At 68.9% G+C, this 20843-nt stretch carries 14 protein-coding genes; 9 read left to right on the plus strand and 5 right to left on the minus strand.

The annotated features are described in order from the left end of the window. Positions 1 to 47: 47 nt before the first annotated feature. Complete coding sequence (locus tag ABZ532_RS02305; RefSeq protein WP_361278768.1) at positions 48 to 2156, minus strand: TPM domain-containing protein; 2109 nt, start codon at positions 2154 to 2156, stop codon at positions 48 to 50. A gap of 398 nt (positions 2157 to 2554) precedes the next feature. On the opposite strand from ABZ532_RS02305, the gene ABZ532_RS02310 reads away from it, so the two are divergent. Next, on the plus strand, positions 2555 to 3610 hold the full coding sequence (locus ABZ532_RS02310; RefSeq protein ID WP_361278770.1) for a hypothetical protein: 1056 nt from the start codon (positions 2555 to 2557) through the stop codon (positions 3608 to 3610). Positions 3611 to 3682: 72 nt separating this feature from the next. Here the strand turns inward: ABZ532_RS02310 and ABZ532_RS02315 are convergent, their stop codons facing one another. The 4 genes from ABZ532_RS02315 to ABZ532_RS02330 form a co-directional block, all read right to left on the minus strand. Then, positions 3683 to 4453: a succinate dehydrogenase/fumarate reductase iron-sulfur subunit gene (locus ABZ532_RS02315; RefSeq protein WP_361278772.1), complete on the minus strand. Its 771-nt coding sequence runs from the start codon at positions 4451 to 4453 to the stop codon at positions 3683 to 3685. Next, positions 4450 to 6423 carry a fumarate reductase/succinate dehydrogenase flavoprotein subunit gene (locus ABZ532_RS02320; RefSeq protein WP_361278775.1) on the minus strand — a complete coding sequence of 658 codons (1974 nt, stop codon included), beginning with the start codon at positions 6421 to 6423 and terminating at the stop codon, positions 4450 to 4452. The genes ABZ532_RS02315 and ABZ532_RS02320 overlap by 4 nt, the downstream gene beginning before the upstream one ends. A gap of 35 nt (positions 6424 to 6458) precedes the next feature. After that, on the minus strand, positions 6459 to 7286 hold the full coding sequence (locus ABZ532_RS02325) for a hypothetical protein (RefSeq protein WP_361278777.1): 828 nt from the start codon (positions 7284 to 7286) through the stop codon (positions 6459 to 6461). A 79-nt stretch (positions 7287 to 7365) separates the two neighbouring features. Beyond that, positions 7366 to 7590 (minus strand): hypothetical protein, encoded by a 225-nt coding sequence (locus tag ABZ532_RS02330; protein ID WP_361278780.1) that lies wholly within the window; start codon positions 7588 to 7590, stop codon positions 7366 to 7368. 329 nt (positions 7591 to 7919) lie between these two features. Between ABZ532_RS02330 and ABZ532_RS02335 the strand changes: the two genes are divergently transcribed. From ABZ532_RS02335 to ABZ532_RS02370, 8 genes are all read left to right on the plus strand, one after another. Beyond that, the gene (locus ABZ532_RS02335) at positions 7920 to 10541 is read left to right on the plus strand and encodes an ABC transporter substrate-binding protein (RefSeq protein ID WP_361278782.1); all 2622 of its coding nucleotides are present in this window, start codon (positions 7920 to 7922) and stop codon (positions 10539 to 10541) included. A 241-nt stretch (positions 10542 to 10782) separates the two neighbouring features. Beyond that, positions 10783 to 12690 (plus strand): translational GTPase TypA, encoded by a 1908-nt coding sequence (gene typA / locus ABZ532_RS02340; RefSeq protein WP_361278784.1) that lies wholly within the window; start codon positions 10783 to 10785, stop codon positions 12688 to 12690. Between the two features lie 445 nt (positions 12691 to 13135). Further along, the gene (locus tag ABZ532_RS02345) at positions 13136 to 14761 is read left to right on the plus strand and encodes an ABC transporter substrate-binding protein (protein WP_361278786.1); all 1626 of its coding nucleotides are present in this window, start codon (positions 13136 to 13138) and stop codon (positions 14759 to 14761) included. A gap of 154 nt (positions 14762 to 14915) precedes the next feature. After that, positions 14916 to 15839: an ABC transporter permease gene (locus ABZ532_RS02350; protein WP_361278788.1), complete on the plus strand. Its 924-nt coding sequence runs from the start codon at positions 14916 to 14918 to the stop codon at positions 15837 to 15839. Beyond that, positions 15832 to 16788: an ABC transporter permease gene (locus tag ABZ532_RS02355; protein ID WP_361278791.1), complete on the plus strand. Its 957-nt coding sequence runs from the start codon at positions 15832 to 15834 to the stop codon at positions 16786 to 16788. Before ABZ532_RS02350 ends, ABZ532_RS02355 begins: the two co-directional genes overlap by 8 nt. Positions 16789 to 16798: 10 nt before the next feature. After that, positions 16799 to 17857, plus strand: coding sequence for an ABC transporter ATP-binding protein (locus ABZ532_RS02360; RefSeq protein WP_361278793.1), 1059 nt, complete (start codon positions 16799 to 16801; stop codon positions 17855 to 17857). Further along, positions 17850 to 18998, plus strand: a complete 1149-nt coding sequence (locus tag ABZ532_RS02365; protein ID WP_361278795.1) for a dipeptide ABC transporter ATP-binding protein — start codon at positions 17850 to 17852, stop codon at positions 18996 to 18998. The genes ABZ532_RS02360 and ABZ532_RS02365 overlap by 8 nt, the downstream gene beginning before the upstream one ends. Positions 18999 to 19169: 171 nt before the next feature. Continuing rightward, entirely contained in the window at positions 19170 to 20807 is a 1638-nt protein-coding gene (locus ABZ532_RS02370) for an ABC transporter substrate-binding protein (protein ID WP_361278797.1), read from the plus strand. The last annotated feature ends 36 nt before the right edge of the window (positions 20808 to 20843 follow it).

Raw genomic sequence — 20843 nt, forward strand, 5'->3', positions numbered from 1 at the left:
TGTGCGGAATGTGGTCCCTTGGTTCCTTCGCTCCTGTGCCGGCGGGGTCAGAAGCGGCCGCCGCCTCCCATCCGGCCGCGTGTGCCGCCCCCGCCGAAACTCCCGGGCCGCCCGCCGAAGCCGCCACCGCCCGGCCCTCCGCCGAATCCGCCACCGCCGAACAGCCCGCCCAGGATGATCCCGCCGAGCACGGCCCCGCTGAGCCCGCCCCCGCCTGCCCGTCCACCGCCTCCGCCAGGGCCGCCGGACCCGAAGGGGCTTCCGTAGGACCGCACATCCTGCTCGGCGAGACTCTGCGCCTGCCGGGCGAGCGCGTCCGCCTGCTGGGCCTCGGTCAGCGCGCCCTGGGGGTCCGCGTCCGCGAGCTCGTCAGCCCGCCCCAGCCGGCGGTGCGCCTCCGTGAGCCGGGTGCGGGCCTGGGCGCCCACGGCCCCGCGGTGTGTGGTGATGAAGTCCGTGGCCGCGGTGACCGCCGAACGGGCGGTGAGCGTCGCCTGTTCGAGCAGGGCCCCGGCCCGGCGTACCGCCTGCTCGCGTTCCCGCGCACCCGCCAGTGCCTCGTCCAGCATGGCGTCAGCCTCCTCCACCCGACGCAGTGCGTCGATCGGGTCGTACGGGCCGGTCTCCACCGCGTGCCGCACCTCGGCGACGACCGATTCCGCGCGGGCGATACGCCCCTGGAGGTCGGCCGTCGACATGCCCGCCACCGTCCCTTCCAGCAGACCCCGTGCGTCGGCCAGGTCCGCGTCGGTCTCGCTGAGCGCACCCGGGAGCTTGCCCGCCGCCTCCGCCAGGTCCTGGGCGCGCCGGTCGACCGCGTCGATGAGCCGGGTGGCCTGGTCGACCGCGCCCTCGGCCGCCCTGATCCGGACGGCCGAGGCGGCGTTGTCGCCCCCCTCCAGGGCGCGGCGCGCCCCGTCGAGGGTGGTCGACGCGAACAGCAACCGTTGCCTGGCTTGTTCGACGTCCACGGCCACGGGCGCGGAAGCGGACTCGGCGTAGCGCCGGCGCATCACGTTCAGTGTGGCCTCGGCGGTGTCCGCCCGGCCGGTGAGCTCGCGGTAGACCGTGTCGGCCGCGGCGAGGGCGTGTGGCGCGTTCTCCTCGAGGGCGCGCAACCGGTCGAAGCCCTCGGTCTCCGCGTCCAGCCTCCGGTTGGCCTCCGCGCAGCGGGAGATGATCTCGTCCAGCATCTGACGCCGGGTCGCGTCGTCCTCCGGATAGGCGTCGTCGAGAGCCTGCCGCAGCCGGAAGGCGGCCGTCAGCTCGCCTTGGGCGTACTTCAGCGCCTCGGTGAAGGGCTTGGTGGCCTCCTCGCCGAACTGCGCCGTGGCGAAGCCCAGTTCCTCCCGGCTCGTGCGGATCGCGTCGTCCGTCTCGACGAGGGTCTGCTTGGCCTGGGCGTCGAGCTCCGGCAGCCCGAGCAGCGCAGCGGCGTGCTCCGTGCCGGGCTCCTCCCGGTGGCTCCAGCCCTGCTCGCGCACCGCGCCACCGGGAGTGGTGCGCTCCGTGGCCCGCCGCCTGCGGCGGGTGTAGGCGTACACGGCGAGCGCACTCGCCCCGCCGGCCACGGCGATCGGCACGATCAGGTCCGTGCCGGACGCCCCTTGCTGCTCGCCGCCGCCGGGGTCGGCGACCCCGGGAGTGATGGAGGGGGTGGGCACGGGCCGTCCGGACAGCACGGCGGTGTAGCCGTTCGCCGCCCCGATCGCGGCACCCGCCCAGTCGTTCTGCCGCAGTGCCGGTTCGATCGCCGTACGGGCCACGTCGCCGAGCTGGTCCTGGGACAGAGGTGAGTCGGGGTCGGCGGAGTAGGCGTACTGCCGGTCGCGCGTGGCCACCGCGAGCAGGATGTCGTCGCGGCCCAGTCCGTTCTTCGTCGCGGTCTCGTCGGCCCAGGTCTGGGCGGGGCGGCCGGAGAAGTCATGCACGTACACGACGAACAGCTGCACCTGGTGGTCGTCGTAGAGACGGTCCAGAGCCGCCGCCACCTGCCCGTCCAGATCGCCGAGTGCGTCCACGGGATCGGTGATCTGGCCCTGTCCCGACAGCCGCACCGGGTCCTCGGCGCGTGCGTCGCCGTGAGCGGCGGGCACGATGAGCCACCACGCCGCCACCAGCAGGGCGAGCAACGCCCGGGTGGCTATTCGTGTCACGTTTCGGAGGTTATGTCCGTGCCGGGGGGTGCGCGACCGGAGACCGGGCGGAGCGGACACCCGTGAGACCGTGCGAACGCCTCGTACTCATCCGGCCGCATGGGGAGGCGACGCGGATGACGTGGGCGGGAGCGCGCGAGCGGGTCACCCCGCCGCGCGAGCGCGGCGGGGCGCGGAAGTTCTTCGGTGGCGTCGGGCACGGTTCTGTGCTGCCGGCGGAGAGCTGCGCCGGCTGAAGGAGCCTGGTTCGCCGACGGATATCGGATGCCTCTCGCGCGCCGAGCAAGCTGTGCACGCTGCGTGATCGTCACTGTCAGTGGCGGGTCCTAGGGTGGTGATCGTACGCACCACTGCTGCACACAGCATTGCTGACGGGGGTTATGTTGAAGGCACGACTGATGAAGGCGCGACTACGCGCCCTGCCGCGCCGCGTGTGCTCGTCGCTCGGGAGTCCACGGCTGAGGTGGCCGCGGCGGATCGCGCTCGCGCTTGCCCTGCTCCTGGTCGTGCCCGTCACGACGGGGGCCGCGGCTCTGCGGCTCAACTACGCGGGGGAGTACGGGAAGGGCACCACGACCCGTGGCAAGGACGCCGTCTGGCTCGGCCACGCCTGGGTGGACGGCAGACGGAAGGACGCCGACCTCGCCGCATTCGCCGCGCGGATACGGGGGACGGGGATACGGGACCTGTATGTGCACGCGGGACCGCTGGAACACGACGGGACGCTGCCCGCGGAGCGCTATGTGCGGGCACGGTGGCTGATCGACGGCGTGCACCGCGCGATGCCGGAGGTGCGGGTGCAGGCCTGGCTCGGGGACAAGCTGGCCGGCGAGTCGCCGGACGGGCTGAGGCTGTCCGACCGGGCGAGCCGTGCGGCGGTGGTGCGGTCCGCGGATCAGGTGCTGGACGCCGGGTTCGACGGAGTGCACTTCGATCTGGAGCCCTTGCAATCGGGAGACCATGACTACCTGTCACTGCTGGACGATCTTCGGCGGCTCACGGCGCAGCGCCGGGTCCCGCTCTCGGTGGCCGCCCACCAGATAGACCCGCTGCCGGCCGCGCACGCGGCCAACAGCGCGCTCACCGGGCGGGGCAAGTGGTGGTCCCAGCAGTTCTTCGGCGAGGTGGCGCGCCGGGTGGACCAGATAGCGGTGATGTCGTACGACACATGGATGCCGCTGGAGAGCCTGTACGGCGGCTATGTCGCCCAGCAGACCTCGCTGGCCCTGGAAGTCGCCCCCGACGGCACCGACGTGCTCATGGGCCTGCCGTTCTTCCACGAGGACGACATCGGGCACTGGGAGAACGCCGAGACGGTGTCCGCGGCGATCCGGGGCGTCCGGCTCGGCCTCGGGCGCACGGACCCGGGCCGGGAGCGGTTCGGTGTGGCGCTGTACGTCGACTTCGCGGCGCAGGAGGGGGACTGGGCGGCCTACCGCGAGGGCTGGCACTGACCGGGCCAGGGCAGGGCACCGGGCATCCGGCGGCCGTCACAGGACGGGCCGCCGGATGCGCGGCGCGGCCCGTCACTGCGTCCGGCGCCGGATCCTGCTCCCCAGCCAGACCAGCGGGTCGTACTTGCGGTCCACCGCGCGTTCCTTCAGGGGGATCAGGGCGTTGTCGGTGATCTTGATGCCCTCGGGGCACACCTCGGTGCAGCACTTGGTGATGTTGCAGTAGCCCAGGCCGTGCTCGTCCTGGGCGGTGCGCTTGCGGTCGATGCCGGAATCGGCTGCCGCGTCGAGTGGGTGCATGTCCAGCTCGGCGACCCGCATCAGGAAGCGGGGGCCGGCGAAGGCGGGCTTGTTCTCCTCGTGGTCACGCACCACATGGCAGGTGTCCTGGCACAGGAAGCACTCGATGCACTTGCGGAACTCCTGGGAGCGGTCCACATCGGACTGCTGCATGCGGTAATCGCCCGGGGCGAGCCCGGGGGGCGGGACGAAGGAGGGGACCTCACGGGCCTTGGCGTAGTTGAAGGAGACATCCGTGACCAGGTCGCGCACCACCGGGAAGGCCCGCAGCGGGGTGACCGTGATCGTCTCCTCGCGTGAGAAGACCGACATCCGGGTCATGCACATCAGCCGCGGGCGGCCGTTGATCTCCGCGCTGCATGAGCCGCACTTGCCCGCCTTGCAGTTCCAGCGCACCGCCAGATCCGGTGCCTGGGTGGCCTGGAGCCGGTGGATGATGTCGAGGACGACTTCACCGTCGTGGACCTCGACCGTGAAGTCCGTGAGATCCCCGCCCTCCGGGTCGCCTCGCCACACCCTGAACCGAGCGTCGTACGTGCTCATGCGTACAGCTCCTCTTCGGCGAGGTACTTGACCAGCTCCTCCTTCTCGAAGAGGGCGAGCAGGTCGTTGCGGATGGGCTCGGTGGTCGTGCGGACGAGTTCGATCTGGCCCCGGGCCGGATCGGCGGCCGCGAGTGCTCCCGTGGGGTCCGCCAGGCGGCACAGCAGATTGATCCGGCGCCACTCGCGGTCCATCCCGGGGAAGTCCTCACGGGTGTGCCCGCCGCGGCTCTCGTTGCGTTCCAGCGCCGCGCGGGCGATGCACTCGCTGACCAGCAGCATGTTCCGCAGATCCAGGGACAGGTGCCAGCCCGGGTTGAACTGCCGGTGTCCCTCGACCCCGGCACGCCGGGCGCGGACCCTGAGCTCCGCCAGCTTCTTGAGGGCCTGCAGCATCTCGGGCTCGCGCCGGATGATGCCGACCAGGTCGTTCATGGACTGCTGGAGCTCCTGGTGGAGCGTGTACGGGTTCTCGGGCGCCGCACCGGGCTCCGGGCTCGCCGCGCTGAACGGCCGCAGCGCCTCCGCCGCGGCCGTGTCGATCTGGGCCCCGTCCACGACCGGCCTGTTCCCGTCGAGGCTGGCCGCATACCGGGCGGCGTGCAGCCCGGCCCGGCGGCCGAACACCAGCAGATCGGAGAGGGAGTTGCCGCCGAGCCGGTTGGACCCGTGCATTCCCCCCGCGACCTCGCCCGCCGCGAAGAGGCCGGGGACGCCGACCGCGGCGGCGCTGTCGGACTCGACGGCGACACCGCCCATCACGTAGTGGCAGGTGGGTCCGACCTCCATCGCCTCCGCCGTGATGTCCACGTCCGCCAGCTCCTTGAACTGGTGGTACATGGAGGGCAGCCGACGCCGGATCACCTCGGCGGGCATCCGGGTCGACACATCAAGGAACACCCCGCCGTGGGGGGAGCCACGGCCAGCCTTCACCTCGGCGTTGATGGCGCGGGCGACCTCGTCACGGGGGAGCAGCTCGGGCGGCCGCCGGTTGTTGTCCGGGTCCTCGTACCAGCGGTCGCCCTCCTCCTCGGACTCCGCGTACTTCTCCTTGAAGACATCCGGGACGTAGTCGAACATGAACCGCTTGCCGTCGCTGTTGCGCAGCACCCCTCCGTCGCCACGCACCGACTCGGTGACGAGGATCCCCTTCACCGACGGCGGCCAGACCATCCCGGTCGGATGGAACTGCACGAACTCCATGTTGACCAGCGGAGCCCCGGCGAGCAGCGCCAGCGCCTGCCCGTCGCCCGTGTACTCCCAGGAGTTCGAGGTCACCTTGAAGGACTTGCCGATCCCGCCGGTGGCCAGCACCACGGCGGGCGCTTCGAGCACGAAGAAGCGGCCCGACTCGCGTTCGTAGCAGAAGACCCCCGAGACACTCCCCCCGGGCCCTCGGCCGGGGGGTGCCCCCGCCTCGCTTCGCTCGCCGTCCTTGAGGACGCGCGTCACCGTGCACTCCTGGAAGACCTTCAGCCGGGCCTCGTAGTCCCCGAACGTGGCCTTGTCCTCCTGCTGGAGGGAGACGATCTTCTGCTGGAGGGTCCGGATCAGCTCCAGGCCCGTCCGGTCGCCGACATGGGCGAGGCGCGGGTACTCATGGCCGCCGAAGTTGCGCTGGGAGATCCTCCCGTCCTTCGTGCGGTCGAAGAGCGCGCCCCAGGTCTCCAGTTCCCAGACCCTCTCGGGCGCCTCCTGGGCGTGCAGTTCCGCCATCCGCCACTGGTTGAGGAACTTGCCGCCGCGCATGGTGTCGCGGAAGTGGACCTGCCAGTTGTCATGGGCGTTCGCATTGGCCATGGAGGCGGCGATCCCGCCCTCCGCCATGACCGTGTGCGCCTTGCCGAAGAGCGACTTGCAGATCACGGCGGTACGGGCGCCCTGCTCACGCGCCTCGATGGCGGCCCGCAGCCCCGCGCCCCCCGCACCCACCACGACGACGTCCCACTCCTGGCGTTCCAGCTCGGTCATCGATGAGCACCTTCCCTAGCACCTGGACGAAGCACCTAGAAGAACCGCGGATCGGCGAAGGCGCCGCTGGCGAGCAGATACACGTAGAAGTCCGCGAGCGCCACGCTGACCAGCGATGCCCAGGCGAGCAGCATGTGGTGTCCGTTCAGCCTGCTGACCAGGCCCCACAGGCGGTAGCGCACCGGGTGCTTGGAGAAGTGCTTCAGGCGTCCGCCGATGATGTGCCGGCAGGAGTGGCAGGACAGGGTGTACGCCCAGATCAGCACGATGTTGACGAGGAAGACGAGCGTGCCCAGCCCCATATGGCCCCAGGCGTAGTGCTCGTCGCGGAACGCCAGCACGGTGTCGTAGGTGAGGATTCCGGCGACCGGCAGCGCCAGGTAGAAGAAGTACCGGTGCACGTTCTGGAGGATCAGCGGGAAGCGGGTCTCGCCCGTGTACTTGCTGTGCGGCTCGGCCACCGCGCAGGCCGGTGGTGACGCCCAGAAGCCCCGGTAATAGGCCTTGCGGTAGTAGTAGCAGGTCAGCCGGAAGCCCAGCGGGAAGATCAGGATCAGCAGCGCGGGGGAGAGGCCCCACCAGCTTCCGAAGATCTCCCAGTTGGGCCCGCCCCGCATGGTCTCGCAGTTCTCGGCGAGGCAGGGCGAGTAGAACGGCGAGACGTAGGGCGCGGCGTAGTAGTCGCTGTTGGCGAAGGCTCGCCAGGTCGAGTAGACGACGAAGGCGAGCAGACCGGCCGCGGTGACGCCGGGCGCCAGCCACCAGCGGTCGGTCCGGAGGTGGCGGGGGGTGATCTCGGCGCGGGATGCGCTGTGCACGCCCGTCCCGCTGTGAGCGCTGTGAGGTTGGGTGCCTGTGGCCAACGAGGTCTCCTAGGACAGCTCTTTCGGGGGCGTGCGTCAGCGGCACGCGAGCCTTGCGAGTCCGGAGGAACGTCGGCCTTTAAGGGGCGTGTCGGTCGCGCGCGCCCAAGCCCTCGTCGTCCGAGTCCGTCCACAGAGTGCTGTCGTATGGGGTGTCGGGAATGCTGACCAGATGCTCGGGGCGGTGGACCGACTGGGCGCGGGACGCGTCCTCACGCTGAAGGCTCTGCTCCAGCCGGTTGACCGTACGGGTCAGGTCGTCGAGACAGCGCTTGACCGCCGTCAATTCGTCCTGCACGGACATGTGTTGCCCTCACTTCCGCGGTCGCGGGTGGCATGCGGGTGTCTGGGGTCGCTCCCCAGAGGGCTCCTTGTGCGCCTGCGAGTGTCGCGCGTCACATCCCCCGTTGTGAAGGCGTGTGCACCGATTCCCGCCGCGCGCCACCCGGAGGAGGGCATCCCCGGTGGGCCGCATGGGTGGGTTTACCGGCCGCCCCGCCGTGTCGGCGGTGCGTCCTGGCCACCGTGCCTTTCAGTGTAGGCGGAATCAGTGTGATCATCGCTAAATTTCCATATCAGCCTGAAGTGTCCGGAACCAAGACGAATTCGAACCAGCACGAAGAGGTACAGGCCATGCCCGACGTCGTCGCCGTGCGCCGGTTGCGCCGCAGGACCCTGCGCTCCGCTCTCGCCCTCCTCACCAGCGGGGTGATCGCGCTGCCCGTGCTGGCCGGGTGCACCACGGCGCAGCCGGGGGCGCGCGCGAAGCCGGTGCCCATGGACATCGGTGCAGCCGCCCCCGACCGGCTCGACGACGGCGGAACCCTGCACTGGGCCGTCGACGCCGTGCCCGCGACCTTCAACGCCTTCCAGGCCGATGCCGACGCCGCGACCTCCCGGGTCACCGGCGCGGTGCTCCCGGCCCTCTTCCGGCTCGACGAGCACGGCCGTCCGCAGCGCAACGCGGACTATCTGGTGTCGGCCGAGGTCACACAGCGCGAGCCCAGGCAGGTCGTCGTCTACAAGCTCAGCGAGCAGGCGGTCTGGGGCAACGGCCGGGAGATCGGGGCGCCCGACTTCGTCGCCCAGTGGCGGGCGCTGAGCGGCAAGGACACGGCGTACTGGAGTGCGCGCAACGCCGGCTACGACCGGATCGAGAAGGTCGAGCGCGGCAAGAACGACCTTGAGGTCCGGGTCACCTTCGCCAAGCCCTACGCCGACTGGCAGGCCCTGTTCACACCGCTGTACCCCAAGGAGGTCATGGGGGCTCCGGCGGCGTTCAACGAGGAGGCCCGCAAGGCACTGAAGACCTCCGCGGGCCCCTTCATGCTCCAGTCCACCAACCGCGAGGCCGGGACGGTGACACTCGTCCGCAACCCGCGCTGGTGGGGGACGCCCGCCCGGCTCGACTCGCTTGTGCTGCGGGCGGTGGCGCGCGACAAGCGCGCCACCGCACTCGCCGCGGGCACGGTCGACGTGGCCGAGATCGACCGGAGTGTCGCGGACCGGATCGCCGTCGCCGTACGGGACGGGAAGAACGGCCCCACCGCGCGGACTTCCGGCGCCCCGGGAACGGGATCCACGCCGACCTCCCTGGCCAAGGCCTACGGGGCCGACGAGGACGAGGCCGAGACGGCCCAGCTCGCCGGGGGACCCGGGGAGGCCGCCCAGGCGGAGTACGCGAAGGAGCAGATCGCGCTGCGGGACTTCGTGGTCCGCAAGTCTCTGGAGCCCGCTTACACCCAGCTCGCCCTCAACGGGGAGTCCGGGCCGCTCGCGGACGAGCGGGTGCGCCGTGCGGTGGCCCGCGCGCTCGACCGAAAGGCGCTCGCGGAGACCGTGCTGGGGCCGCTGGGCCTGCCCGCGCAGCCGGTCGGCAGCCATGTCGCGCTCGTCGGCCAGCGGGCCTACGCCGACAGCAGCGCGGCACTCGGCGGTCACGACACCGAGGAGGCGCAGGCGCTGCTCGCCGACGCGGGGTGGACGAGGGAGGGCGCACGCCAGAAGGTCCCGGACGGGACCAAGGCGGGAGCGGAGGCGGACGCGGGCAGGGGCACGGCCGGGAAGACCCCCGCCGTCCAGAACCCGGCCGCTCCGGGCGTCGTGGCCGAGAGCTCCGCCGCACAGGCCCCCGCTACGCAGACCCCGGCCGTGCCGTCCGGCGGGGTGCCCGGCGCCGAGTCCCCGGGCGCGACCGAAGCCGGCTCCGGTGACGAGGACCAGAACCAGAACCAGAACCGGTACGCCGGCGACGGCAACGGGTCCGACCGCATGGACAGCTCTGGCACCCAGGACGAGTCCGACGACAGCGCCTCCGGCCAGGACAGCGGAGCCGCGGGCTTCGCACCGGACGACGACGAGGCAATGCCGGACGAGGACCCCGGCAACCCCAGTGACGACAAGCCAGGCGATGTGGTTCCCGGCCGTGAGGCGGGATGGAACGTTCTGGCCCCCGCCCGCAGCGCCGCCGTCCAGCGCGCGGCCCTGCGCCGTCAGGCCGACGCCCTCGACACCGTCGACAGCGACCGCACCCGCGTCATGGACGAGTACCTCGGTGACGGCACCCACGACGACTCCGCGGCCGGTGACGAGGTGGACGGGTACGGATACGGGGCGGGGGACGACAAGCAGGGCGGGGGCGGTATGGCCGGCGCCTACGCCCCGGTCGGCACCCGCGCCCCCGCTCCCGCGGGCACCGCCCGGCACCCGTTGAGCGGCCCGCTCGGCAAGGACGGCAAGCCGCTCACCCTGAGGTTCGTCCTCCCCTCGGGTCCCGGCTCGGGGACCCTGCGCACCGTGGGCAACCGGATCGCCCGCATGCTGGACGAGGTCGGCATCCGCACCGAGATCACCAAGGTCGCCGACGAGAGCTACTTCAAGGACCACATCGCGTCCGGCCAGTACGACCTCGCCCTCTATTCCTGGCCCACCAGCGCCTTCCCCGCGACCGACGCCAGGCCGATCTTCGCCAAGCCCCGTCCCGCCGCCGACGGCTCCCTGCTCGTGGAGCAGAACTACACCCGGGTCGGCACGGACCGGATCGACCAGCTCTTCGAGCGGGCGCTCTCGGAGCTGGACGAGAAGGACTCGGCGGAGCTGGTGAAGCAGGCCGACGCGCACATCTGGGCCGCGGCCGGGTCCATTCCCCTCTACCAGCGCCCGCAGCTCGTGGCGGTCAGGCACGATCTGGCCAATGTCGGGGCCTTCGGCTACGCGTCGCCCCGCTACCAGGACATCGGCTTCAAGCAGCCGTAAGCAGCTCCAAGCGGATGTAAGTGATCAAGAGCGCCTGATACCGGAACACAACCGCGGATACATCCCTGCCCGCCGGGAACCCGGCGGGCAGGGCCATGCCTGGAACCGCACTCACGATCGGGCCGGGAAGCCCCTTCCGCGCCGGGCCCGTACCATGGACACAGCCGTGGCGCGTCCGCCCGGCGGGCGTACGAGCACACAGACGCCGCATCCCACGATCCGAGAGAAGCGCAAGCCACTCATGCCCACGCGCCACGACATCCGTAACGTAGCCATCGTCGCCCACGTCGACCACGGCAAGACGACCATCGTCGACGCCATGCTGAAGCAGGCCGGAGCCTTCGCCGCGCACCAGCTCGACTCCGTCGACGACCGCGTCATGGACTCGAACGACCTGGAGCGTGAGAAGGGCATCACGATCCTCGCCAAGAACACGGCGGTGAAGTACCACCCCAAGGACGGCGGGGCCCCGATCACGATCAACATCATCGACACCCCCGGCCACGCCGACTTCGGCGGTGAGGTCGAGCGCGGTCTGTCGATGGTCGACGGCGTGGTGCTGCTGGTGGACGCCTCCGAGGGCCCGCTGCCGCAGACCCGGTTCGTGCTGCGCAAGGCGCTCCAGCGGCGGATGCCCGTCATCCTCTGCATCAACAAGACGGACCGTCCGGACTCCCGGATCGACGAGGTCGTCAACGAGACCTACGACCTCTTCCTCGACCTGGACGCCGACGAGGAGCAGATCGAGTTCCCGATCGTCTACGCCTGCGGCCGTGACGGCATCGCCTCGCTGACCAAGCCGGAGGACGGTACCGTCCCGGCCGACAGCGAGAGCCTGGAGCCCTTCTTCTCCACCATCCTGGATCACATCCCGGCGCCGATCTACGACGACGAGGCGCCGCTCCAGGCGCACGTCACCAACCTCGACGCCGACAACTTCCTCGGCCGTATCGCGCTGCTCCGGGTCGAGCAGGGCGAGCTCCGCAAGGGTCAGACCGTCGCCTGGATCAAGCGGGACGGCTCCATCGCCAACGTCCGCATCTCCGAGCTGATGATGACCGAGGCGCTCACCCGCAAGCCCGCCGAGAAGGCGGGCCCCGGTGACATCTGCGCGGTGGCCGGTATCCCCGAGATCATGATCGGTGAGACCCTGGCCGACCCGGAGAACCCGATCGCCCTCCCGCTGATCACGGTGGACGAGCCCGCGATCTCGATGACCATCGGTACGAACACCTCGCCGCTGGTCGGCCGGGGCGGCACCGGCAAGGGCGCGGACAACAAGGCCGCGGTCAAGGACCGCAAGGTCACCGCCCGCCAGGTCAAGGACCGTCTGGACCGCGAGCTCATCGGCAACGTCTCGCTGCGAGTCCTGGACACCGAGCGCCCGGACGCCTGGGAGGTCCAGGGCCGCGGCGAGCTCGCGCTGGCGATCCTGGTCGAGCAGATGCGCCGCGAGGGCTTCGAGCTGACCATCGGCAAGCCGCAGGTGGTCACCAAGGAGGTCGACGGCAAGGTCCACGAGCCGGTCGAGCGCATGACCATCGACGTGCCCGAGGAGCACATGGGCGCGGTCACGCAGCTCATGGGCGTGCGCAAGGGCCGCATGGACAACATGTCGAACCACGGTTCCGGCTGGGTCCGCATGGAGTTCGTCGTCCCGTCTCGCGGTCTGATCGGCTTCCGCACGGAGTTCCTGACCAACACCCGCGGTACGGGCATCGCCCACTCGATCCACGAGGGCCACGAGCCCTGGTTCGGCACCCTGACGACCCGCAACAACGGTTCGCTGGTCGCGGACCGGTCCGGTTCGGTCACGGGCTTCGCGATGACAAACCTTCAGGAGCGCGGCGTCCTCTTCGTGGAGCCGGGCACCGAGGTGTACGAGGGCATGATCGTCGGTGAGAACTCCCGCTCCGACGACATGGACGTGAACATCACCAAGGAGAAGAAGCTCACCAACATGCGCTCCTCCACGGCCGATGTGGCGGAGTCCATCGTGCCGCCGCGCAAGCTGTCGCTCGAGCAGTCCCTGGAGTTCTGCCGGGACGACGAGTGCGTCGAGGTGACCCCGGAGGCCGTGCGTATCCGCAAGGTCAACCTGGACGCTCGGGAGCGTGCCCGCGCCGCCTCGCGCGCCAAGCACGGCTGACGGTAGAGACGACGAAGAACCGGCCCCGCAGATCCTGCGGGGCCGGCCGTCGTTCACCGCTGTGCGCGCGAGGCGTCCGGCCTCCCTGAGCTGCCCGGACTCCGCGGAAGCGGAGTCAACCACTTTTCGGTGCGAGCGTCCGGTTTCCGGACGTTGCTCGCCGGAACTTGTATTAACAGTCCGTTTCGCGGGTGTCTGTCTGTGCTCCCTTTGTCCGGATATTGGCCATCTGGGCACGAGTGATGTTGTCAAACCGAGACTCTTTAGGTGTGGTTTACGGCGCGAAGGTAGCCAATAGTTGGCTTCATTGAGCTCGGGTCAACGGGTCAAGCGCTGTGGGGAGCGCCGACTCACGAGCACACTCAGGGTGCGGAAGTCATCGCCGTCAGGGGTGTCGGCGATTTTTTGTGCCCTTCTCGAAGTGACAACTCATGAGGAGGAACCCATGCGCGGTGCCAAGAGCGCCAAGTGGGTCGCGGGTGCGATCGTTGTCGCCCTGGCCGCGACCGCCTGTGGTGGCGGTAGCGGTAGCAATGGCAAGGACGGCGCTGCCCGTCAGATCGTGATGGAGCTCGGGGAGCCCCAGAACGGTCTGGTCCCGTCGAACACGTACGAGTCCGAGGGCTCCGAGGTCATGAACGCCCTGTTCACCGGCCTCGTGCGGTACGACGAGAAGAACGAAGCCCAGCTGGACATGGCTGCGTCGATCGAGACCAAGGACAGCAAGGTCTGGACGATCAAGCTCAAGGACGGCTACACCTTCCACAACGGTGAGAAGGTCACCGCGCAGTCCTACGTCGACGCCTGGAACTACGGCGCCAACCAGGACAACACCCAGGAGACCAACCCGCTGTACGCCAAGATCGATGGCTACGCGGACCTGAACCCGGGTGAGGGCAAGAAGCCTGCCACGGACAAGATGAAGGGCCTGAAGGTCGTCGACGAGAAGACCTTCGAGGTCACGCTCTCGGCTCCGTTCAGCAGCTTCAAGACCATGCTGGGCTTCAACTCCTTCTACCCGCTGCCGAAGGCGTTCTTCTCGGACCCCAAGGGCTTCGAGACCGCCCCGATCGGCAACGGCCCCTTCAAGATGGACGGCAAGTTCGTCCACAACCAGCAGATCAAGACGGTCAAGTACGACAAGCACCCCGATGTCAAGGACATCAAGATCGCGGGTGTGACCTTCAAGATCTACAACAACCAGGACACGTCCTACCGCGACCTGCTCGGTGGCGCCGTCGACATCATGGACAACATCCCGACGTCCGCGATGGCCACCGCCTCCAAGGACCTCGGCGACCGCTACATCGAGGGCACGGACTCCGGTGTCGGTTACCTCGGCTTCCCGCCGGCGACGACCAACAAGGCCTTCTCGAAGCCCGAGATCCGCAAGGCCATCTCGATGGCGATCGACCGGAAGGCGATCACCGAGAAGATCTTCCTCAACACCCGTACCCCCGCGGACGACTTCATCAACCCGCTGGTTCCGGGCTACCGCCAGGGTGCGTGCGGCGACGCGTGCAAGTACAACCCGACCGAGGCGAAGAAGGCCTTCGACGCCGCGGGCGGCCTGCCGGGCAACAAGATGGAGCTCGGCTACAACGCCGACGGTGGCCACAAGGAGTGGATCTCCGCTCTCGCCGCGCAGCTCGAGAAGAACCTCGGCCTGGACGTCACGGTCAAGCCGTTCGAGCAGTTCGGCGCCATCCTCGACGACCTGGGTGCCAAGAAGTACAAGGGCGCGTTCCGTATGGCCTGGTCGATGGACTACCCGGCCGCCGAGAACTACCTGCGTCCGATCTTCTCCGAGGACGCCATCACCAACGGCTCCAACTACTCGGGCTACGTCAACAAGGACGTCGAGAAGTTCCTGGACCAGGCCGACACGGCCACCAGCGAGGACGCCGCGGTCAAGGCCTACCAGCAGGCGGACGACGTCCTGCTGAAGGAGCTGCCGTACATCCCGGTGTACTTCTACAAGCTGAACGCCGGCACCAGCAAGAACATCAAGCCGGGCTTGCGTATCGACAACATGACGCAGGTGGACTGGACTTCGGTCAACCCCGCCTGACGGTTCACGGGACCTTCTGAGAGGTCCTGACAGCATGGGGGTGACGGGACTAAGCGCCCGTCACCCCCCTCTGCCGTCTCCCTGTCGATAACCCCAGCCGGGTGTGCTGATAACCCTCCGTTGTGCACCCGGTATCCGTACAACTGGAGACCTGATGGGTCGATACCTGATTAGGCGTCTGCTGCAGGCGATACCCGTACTGCTCGGCGCGACCATCCTTCTGTACTGCCTCGTCTTCCTGCTGCCAGGTGACCCGATCCAGGCCCTGGCGGGCGAGAAGAGAGCAGACCCTGCCATCGCGGCGCTGCTGCGCGAGCAGTACCACCTCAACGACCCGCTCTACATGCGGTACTGGTACTACATCTCGGGCGTCTTCACCGGTGACTTCGGCGAGACCTACACGGGCCGCCAGGTCTCCGAGATCATGAGCGAGCGCTTCCCGGTCACTCTGAACCTGGCGCTCATCGCCTTCGCCGTCGAGGCGCTCATCGGTGTCGTCGCAGGTGTCTTCGCCGCCCTTCGCCGCGGCAAGTTCCTCGACAACATCGTCCTCATATCGACCCTTCTTCTCGTCGCCGTGCCGTCGTTCGTGCTCGGTAACGTGCTCCAGCTGACGCTGGGCGTGAAGTGGGCCGTCGCGCCCATCTCGTACGACGCGGAGGACATGACGACCCTGATCCTCCCGGGTGTGGTGCTCGCCTCGGCGTCCCTCGCCTACATCGCCCGGCTCACCCGGACCAGCATGATGGAGACGATGCGCGCGGACTTCGTGCGTACCGCCGTCGCGAAGGGCCTGGGACGGGGACGGGTCATCGTCCGGCACGCCCTGCGTAACGCGCTCATCCCGATCGTCACCTTCCTCGGCGTCGACCTCGGCGCCCTGATGGGCGGCGCGATCATCACCGAGCGCCTGTTCAACATCCCGGGCATCGGCGGACAGCTCTTCCAGTCCGTCTACCTGCGGGAAGGCCCGGTCGTCGTCGGCATCGTGACCGTGCTCGTCCTCGTCTACATCTTTGCCAACCTCGTCGTGGACCTGCTCTACGCCGTGCTCGACCCGAGGATCCGCTATGCCTGAGAACACCTCTGCAACCGTTGAGGACAGCGTGGCCGCGCCGGTGACCCAGACCGAAGGCGGCAAGGGCGGCAAGGGCAAGGAAGCGAAGCCCGAGCGGGTCGCCAGCATGTGGAGCGACGCCTGGCGCGACCTGAGGCGCAATCCGGTGTTCCTCATATCCGGTGTGATGATCTTCGGTCTGCTCGTCATGGCCGTCGTGCCGCAGCTGTTCACCAGCGGCGACCCGTTCGCCAAGGGCTTCTGCGACCTGTCGCACTCCGTGGAGGAGCCCAGTGCCGCGCACTGGTTCGGCTACGACGTCCAGGGCTGTGACATCTACACGCGGGCCATCTACGGCACCCGCAACTCGATCATCGTCGGCGTGCTGACCTCCGTGCTCACCACGGTGGCCGGCGGCGTCCTCGGCATGATCGCCGGTCTGCGGGGCGGTCTGCTCGACTCCCTGATCTCGCGTTTCACCGAGATCTGGTTCGCCATCCCCACCATGCTCGGCGGTCTGCTCGTCCTGGCGATGCTCGGCTCCGGCAACGTGGTCACCGTTTCGCTGATCATGGCGGTGCTCGGCTGGCCCCAGCTGTTCCGCATCATGCGCGGCGGCGTCATCACCAACAAGCACAACGACTACGTGGTGGCGGCCAAGGCCCTCGGTGCCAGCGGCTGGCGCATCGCCGTGCGCCACGTCCTGCCGAACTCACTCGCGGCGGTGATCGTCATGACGACGATCAACCTCGGCGTGTACATCTCCGCCGAGGCTGCGTTCTCATACCTCGGCATCGGTGTCCAGGCCCCGAACATCTCCTGGGGCCTGATGATCAGCGACGGACAGGACCGCTTCCTGTCCTCCCCCCACATGGTGCTGTTCCCGTCACTGTTCCTGAGCATCACGGTCCTGGCCTTCATCATGCTCGGCGAAGCAGTGCGCGACGCCCTCGACCCGAAGCTGCGCTAGGAGGGCGTACGTGACCACCATCGACAAGACCAGCGCGGTCCCCGCCCAGCGCGGGGACGCCCACGACAGTGCGCCGCTGCTCGAGGTGAAGGATCTCCACGTGGAGTTCCACACCCGGGAAGGCGTGGCCAAGGCCGTCAACGGCGTGAGCTACAGCGTCGACTCCGGTGAGACCCTCGCGGTGCTCGGCGAGTCCGGCTCCGGCAAGTCCGTGTCCGCCCAGGCGATCATGGGCATCCTCGACATGCCCCCGGGGAAGATCCCGCACGGCGAGATCCTCTTCCGTGGTCAGGACATGCTGAAGATGTCCTCCGAGGAGCGGCGCAAGATCCGCGGCCGGCGCATCGCCATGATCTTCCAGGACGCCCTCTCCTCGCTGAACCCCGTGCTCAGCGTCGGGTACCAGCTCGGCGAGATGTTCCGGGTACACCTGGGCATGTCCCGCAAGGAAGCCAAGGCCAAGGCCATCGAGCTGATGGACCGGGTGAAGATCCCGGCCGCCAGGGCACGTGTCAACGACTACCCGCACCAGTTCTCCGGCGGCATGCGCCAGCGCATCATGATCGCCATGGCGCTGGCCCTCGAGCCCGACCTGATCATCGCGGACGAGCCGACCACCGCGCTCGACGTGACCGTCCAGGCCCAGGTCATGGACCTCCTCGCGGAACTCCAGCGCGAGGAGAACATGGGCCTGATCCTCATCACCCACGACCTCGGCGTCGTCGCCGACGTCGCCGACAAGATCGCGGTGATGTACGCGGGTCGCATCGTGGAGACGGCACCCGTCCACGAGCTGTACGGGCGGCCGGCCCACCCGTACACCCGCGGACTGCTCGACTCCATCCCGCGCCTGGACCAGAAGGGCCAGGAGCTGTTCGCGATCAAGGGTCTGCCGCCCAACCTGATGAAGATCCCGTCGGGCTGCGCCTTCAACCCGCGTTGCCTCAAGGCGCAGGACGTGTGCCGCACCGACGTGCCGCTGCTGCACCCGGTGACCGAACAGGACGGCACCGAGCTGCCCGGCCGCGGCAGCGCGTGCCACTTCTGGAAGGAGACGATCCATGGCTGAGACCAGCAAGAAGGACGAGGCCGTGGACGCGACCCCGAACGTCACAGAGGTCGAGACGGTCGACGCGAGCAGCGATGCCGAGGCCGTAGCGGCCATCGACGCTCCGGTCGACCGCGGTGAGCCGATCCTTCAGGTGCGCAACCTGGTCAAGCACTTCCCGCTGACCCAGGGCATCCTCTTCAAGCGGCAAGTCGGTGCGGTCAAGGCGGTCGACGGGATCTCCTTCGACCTCTACCAGGGCGAGACGCTCGGCATCGTTGGCGAGTCCGGATGTGGCAAGTCCACCGTCGCGAAGCTGCTGATGCTGCTGGAGACCGCCACCGCGGGCGAGATCTTCTACAAGGGCCAGGACATCACCAGGCTGTCCGGCCGGGCGCTCAAGGCCGTCCGCCGGAACATCCAGATGGTGTTCCAGGACCCCTACACCTCGCTCAACCCGCGGATGACGGTCGGCGACATCATCGGCGAGCCCTTCGAGATCCACCCCGATGTGGCCCCGAAGGGTGACCGGCAGCGCAAGGTGCAGGACCTGCTCGAGGTCGTGGGCCTCAACCCGGAGCACATCAACCGCTATCCGCACCAGTTCTCCGGCGGACAGCGCCAGCGCATCGGCATCGCGCGCGGCCTGGCGCTCAACCCGGAGATCATCATCTGCGACGAGCCCGTGTCGGCCCTGGACGTGTCGGTCCAGGCGCAGGTCATCAACCTGATGGAGAGGCTCCAGGACGAGTTCAACCTCTCCTACCTCTTCATCGCGCACGACCTGTCGATCGTCCGTCACATCTCCGACCGGGTCGGCGTGATGTATCTGGGCAAGATGGCCGAGATCGGCACCGACGTGCAGATTTACGACCACCCGACGCACCCCTACACCCAGGCGCTGCTGTCGGCGGTCCCGGTGCCCGACCCGCAGGCGCGTGAGGGTCGTGACCGCATCATCCTCACCGGTGACGTCCCGTCCCCGGCGGACCCCCCGTCCGGATGCCGCTTCCGCACCCGCTGCTGGAAGGCCCAGGACAAGTGCGCCACCGAGGTGCCGCTGCTGGCGATCCCCGAGCGCTTCCAGGGTGCGGACACCCCGGCCGCGCACGAGTCGGCGTGCCACTTCGCCGAGGAGAAGGACGTGGTCCACGCCTCCTGACAGGCGGCGGTGCCAGGTCCACGGCTTGCACATCCAAGGGCGCTCTTCCCGCGGGAAGAGCGCCCTTGGGTGTTTTCCTCGTGTCACATCCGACGTCATGGCCGCGCGTAATGTCAGGTTTTGGGGTGATATTGGGGTCTACTTGTCTCCCTGGACCCCGAGGAGGCACCCATGCGCCCAGCCGTGCATGCCACACCCGCCGCACGGGCCGCCGTCGCGTTCACGCTCGCGTTCGCCGCGGCGGCCTGCGGCGGTGGGAGCAGCGGCGGGGGCGGGGCCGATGGGATCGTGAGCTCGTCGTGGGGGGATCCGCAGAATCCGCTGGAGCCGGCGAACACCAACGAGGTCCAGGGCGGCAAGGTCCTCGACATGGTCTTCCGGGGGCTCAAGCGGTACGACCCGAAGACCGGCGAGGCGCAGAACATGCTCGCCGAGAAGATCGACACCACGGACTCCACCACCTTCACCATCACGGTCAAGGACGGCTGGACCTTCTCCAACGGGGAACCAGTCACCGCGCAGTCCTTCGTTGATGCCTGGAACTACGGCGCCCACCTCGAGAACAACCAGCGCAACGCCTACTTCTTCGGCTACATCGAGGGCTACGACCAGGTCCATCCCGCGTCCGGCGATGCCACCGCCCAGACCATGCGGGGTCTCGAGGTCACCGGTCCGCGGACCTTCACGGTGACGCTCAGCCAGAAGTTCTCCACCTGGCCCGAGACCCTCGGGTACGCCGCCTTCGCGCCGCTGCCGAAAGCCTTCTTCACCGACCATGACGGGTGGCTGGCCAAGCCCGTCGGGAACGGCCCGTACGTCGTCGACTCCTACGCCAAGGGCTCGCAGATGTCCCTGCGCCGCTGGGACGGCTACCCCGGCGACGACAAGGCGAGGAACGGCGGCATCGACCTCAAGGTCTACACCGACAACAACACCGCCTACACGGATCTGACGGCCGGAAACCTCGACCTGGTCGACGACGTTCCCGCATCGCAGCTCAAGAACGTGCAGGCCGACCTCGGCGACCGCTACATCAACACCCCCGCGGGCATCATCCAGACCCTCGCCTTCCCCTACTACGACCCGGCCTGGAACAAGCCGGGCCTGGAGAAGGTCCGGCAGGGCCTGTCCATGGCGATCAACCGTGAGCAGATCACCGAGACCATCTTCATGAAGACCCGCACCCCGGCCAAGGACTGGACCTCGCCGGTGCTGGGCCCCGACGGGGGCTATGACGACGCGCTCTGCGGCTCGTACTGCACCTACGACCCGGTCCGCGCGAAGCAGCTGATCGCCGACGGCGGCGGCATCCCGGGCGGCCGGCTGACGATCTCGTACAACGCGGACAACGGCTCGCACAAGGAATGGGTCGACGCCGTGTGCCACTCCATCAACAACGCCCTCGGAAACGACCGGGCCTGTGCGGGCAGTCCGGTCGGTACCTTCGCCGACTACCGCGGCAAGATCACCCAGGCCAAGCTGAGCGGGCCCTTCCGGGCCGGCTGGCAGATGGACTACCCGCTCATCCAGAACTTCCTCCAGCCGCTCTACTACACCAACGCCTCGTCCAACGACGGCAAGTGGACCAACGAGGAGTTCGACCGGCTCGTCGACGCGGCCAACGCCGAGACCGACCCGGCCAAGGCCGTCGGCACCTTCAAGCAGGCCGAGGCCGTCGTGCGCGATCAGATGGCCGCGATCCCGCTCTGGTACCAGAACGGCAGCGCCGGCTACTCGGACCGGATCAGCGATGTCTCGCTGAACCAGTTCAGCGTCCCCGTCTACAACGAGATCAAGGTGGCCGGCTGACGGGCGGCCACCCGGCCCCGTTCACCCGGACCCGTA

The sequence above is a fragment of the Streptomyces sp. NPDC019396 genome (genome assembly GCF_040632375.1).
GTDB lineage: Bacteria > Actinomycetota > Actinomycetes > Streptomycetales > Streptomycetaceae > Streptomyces.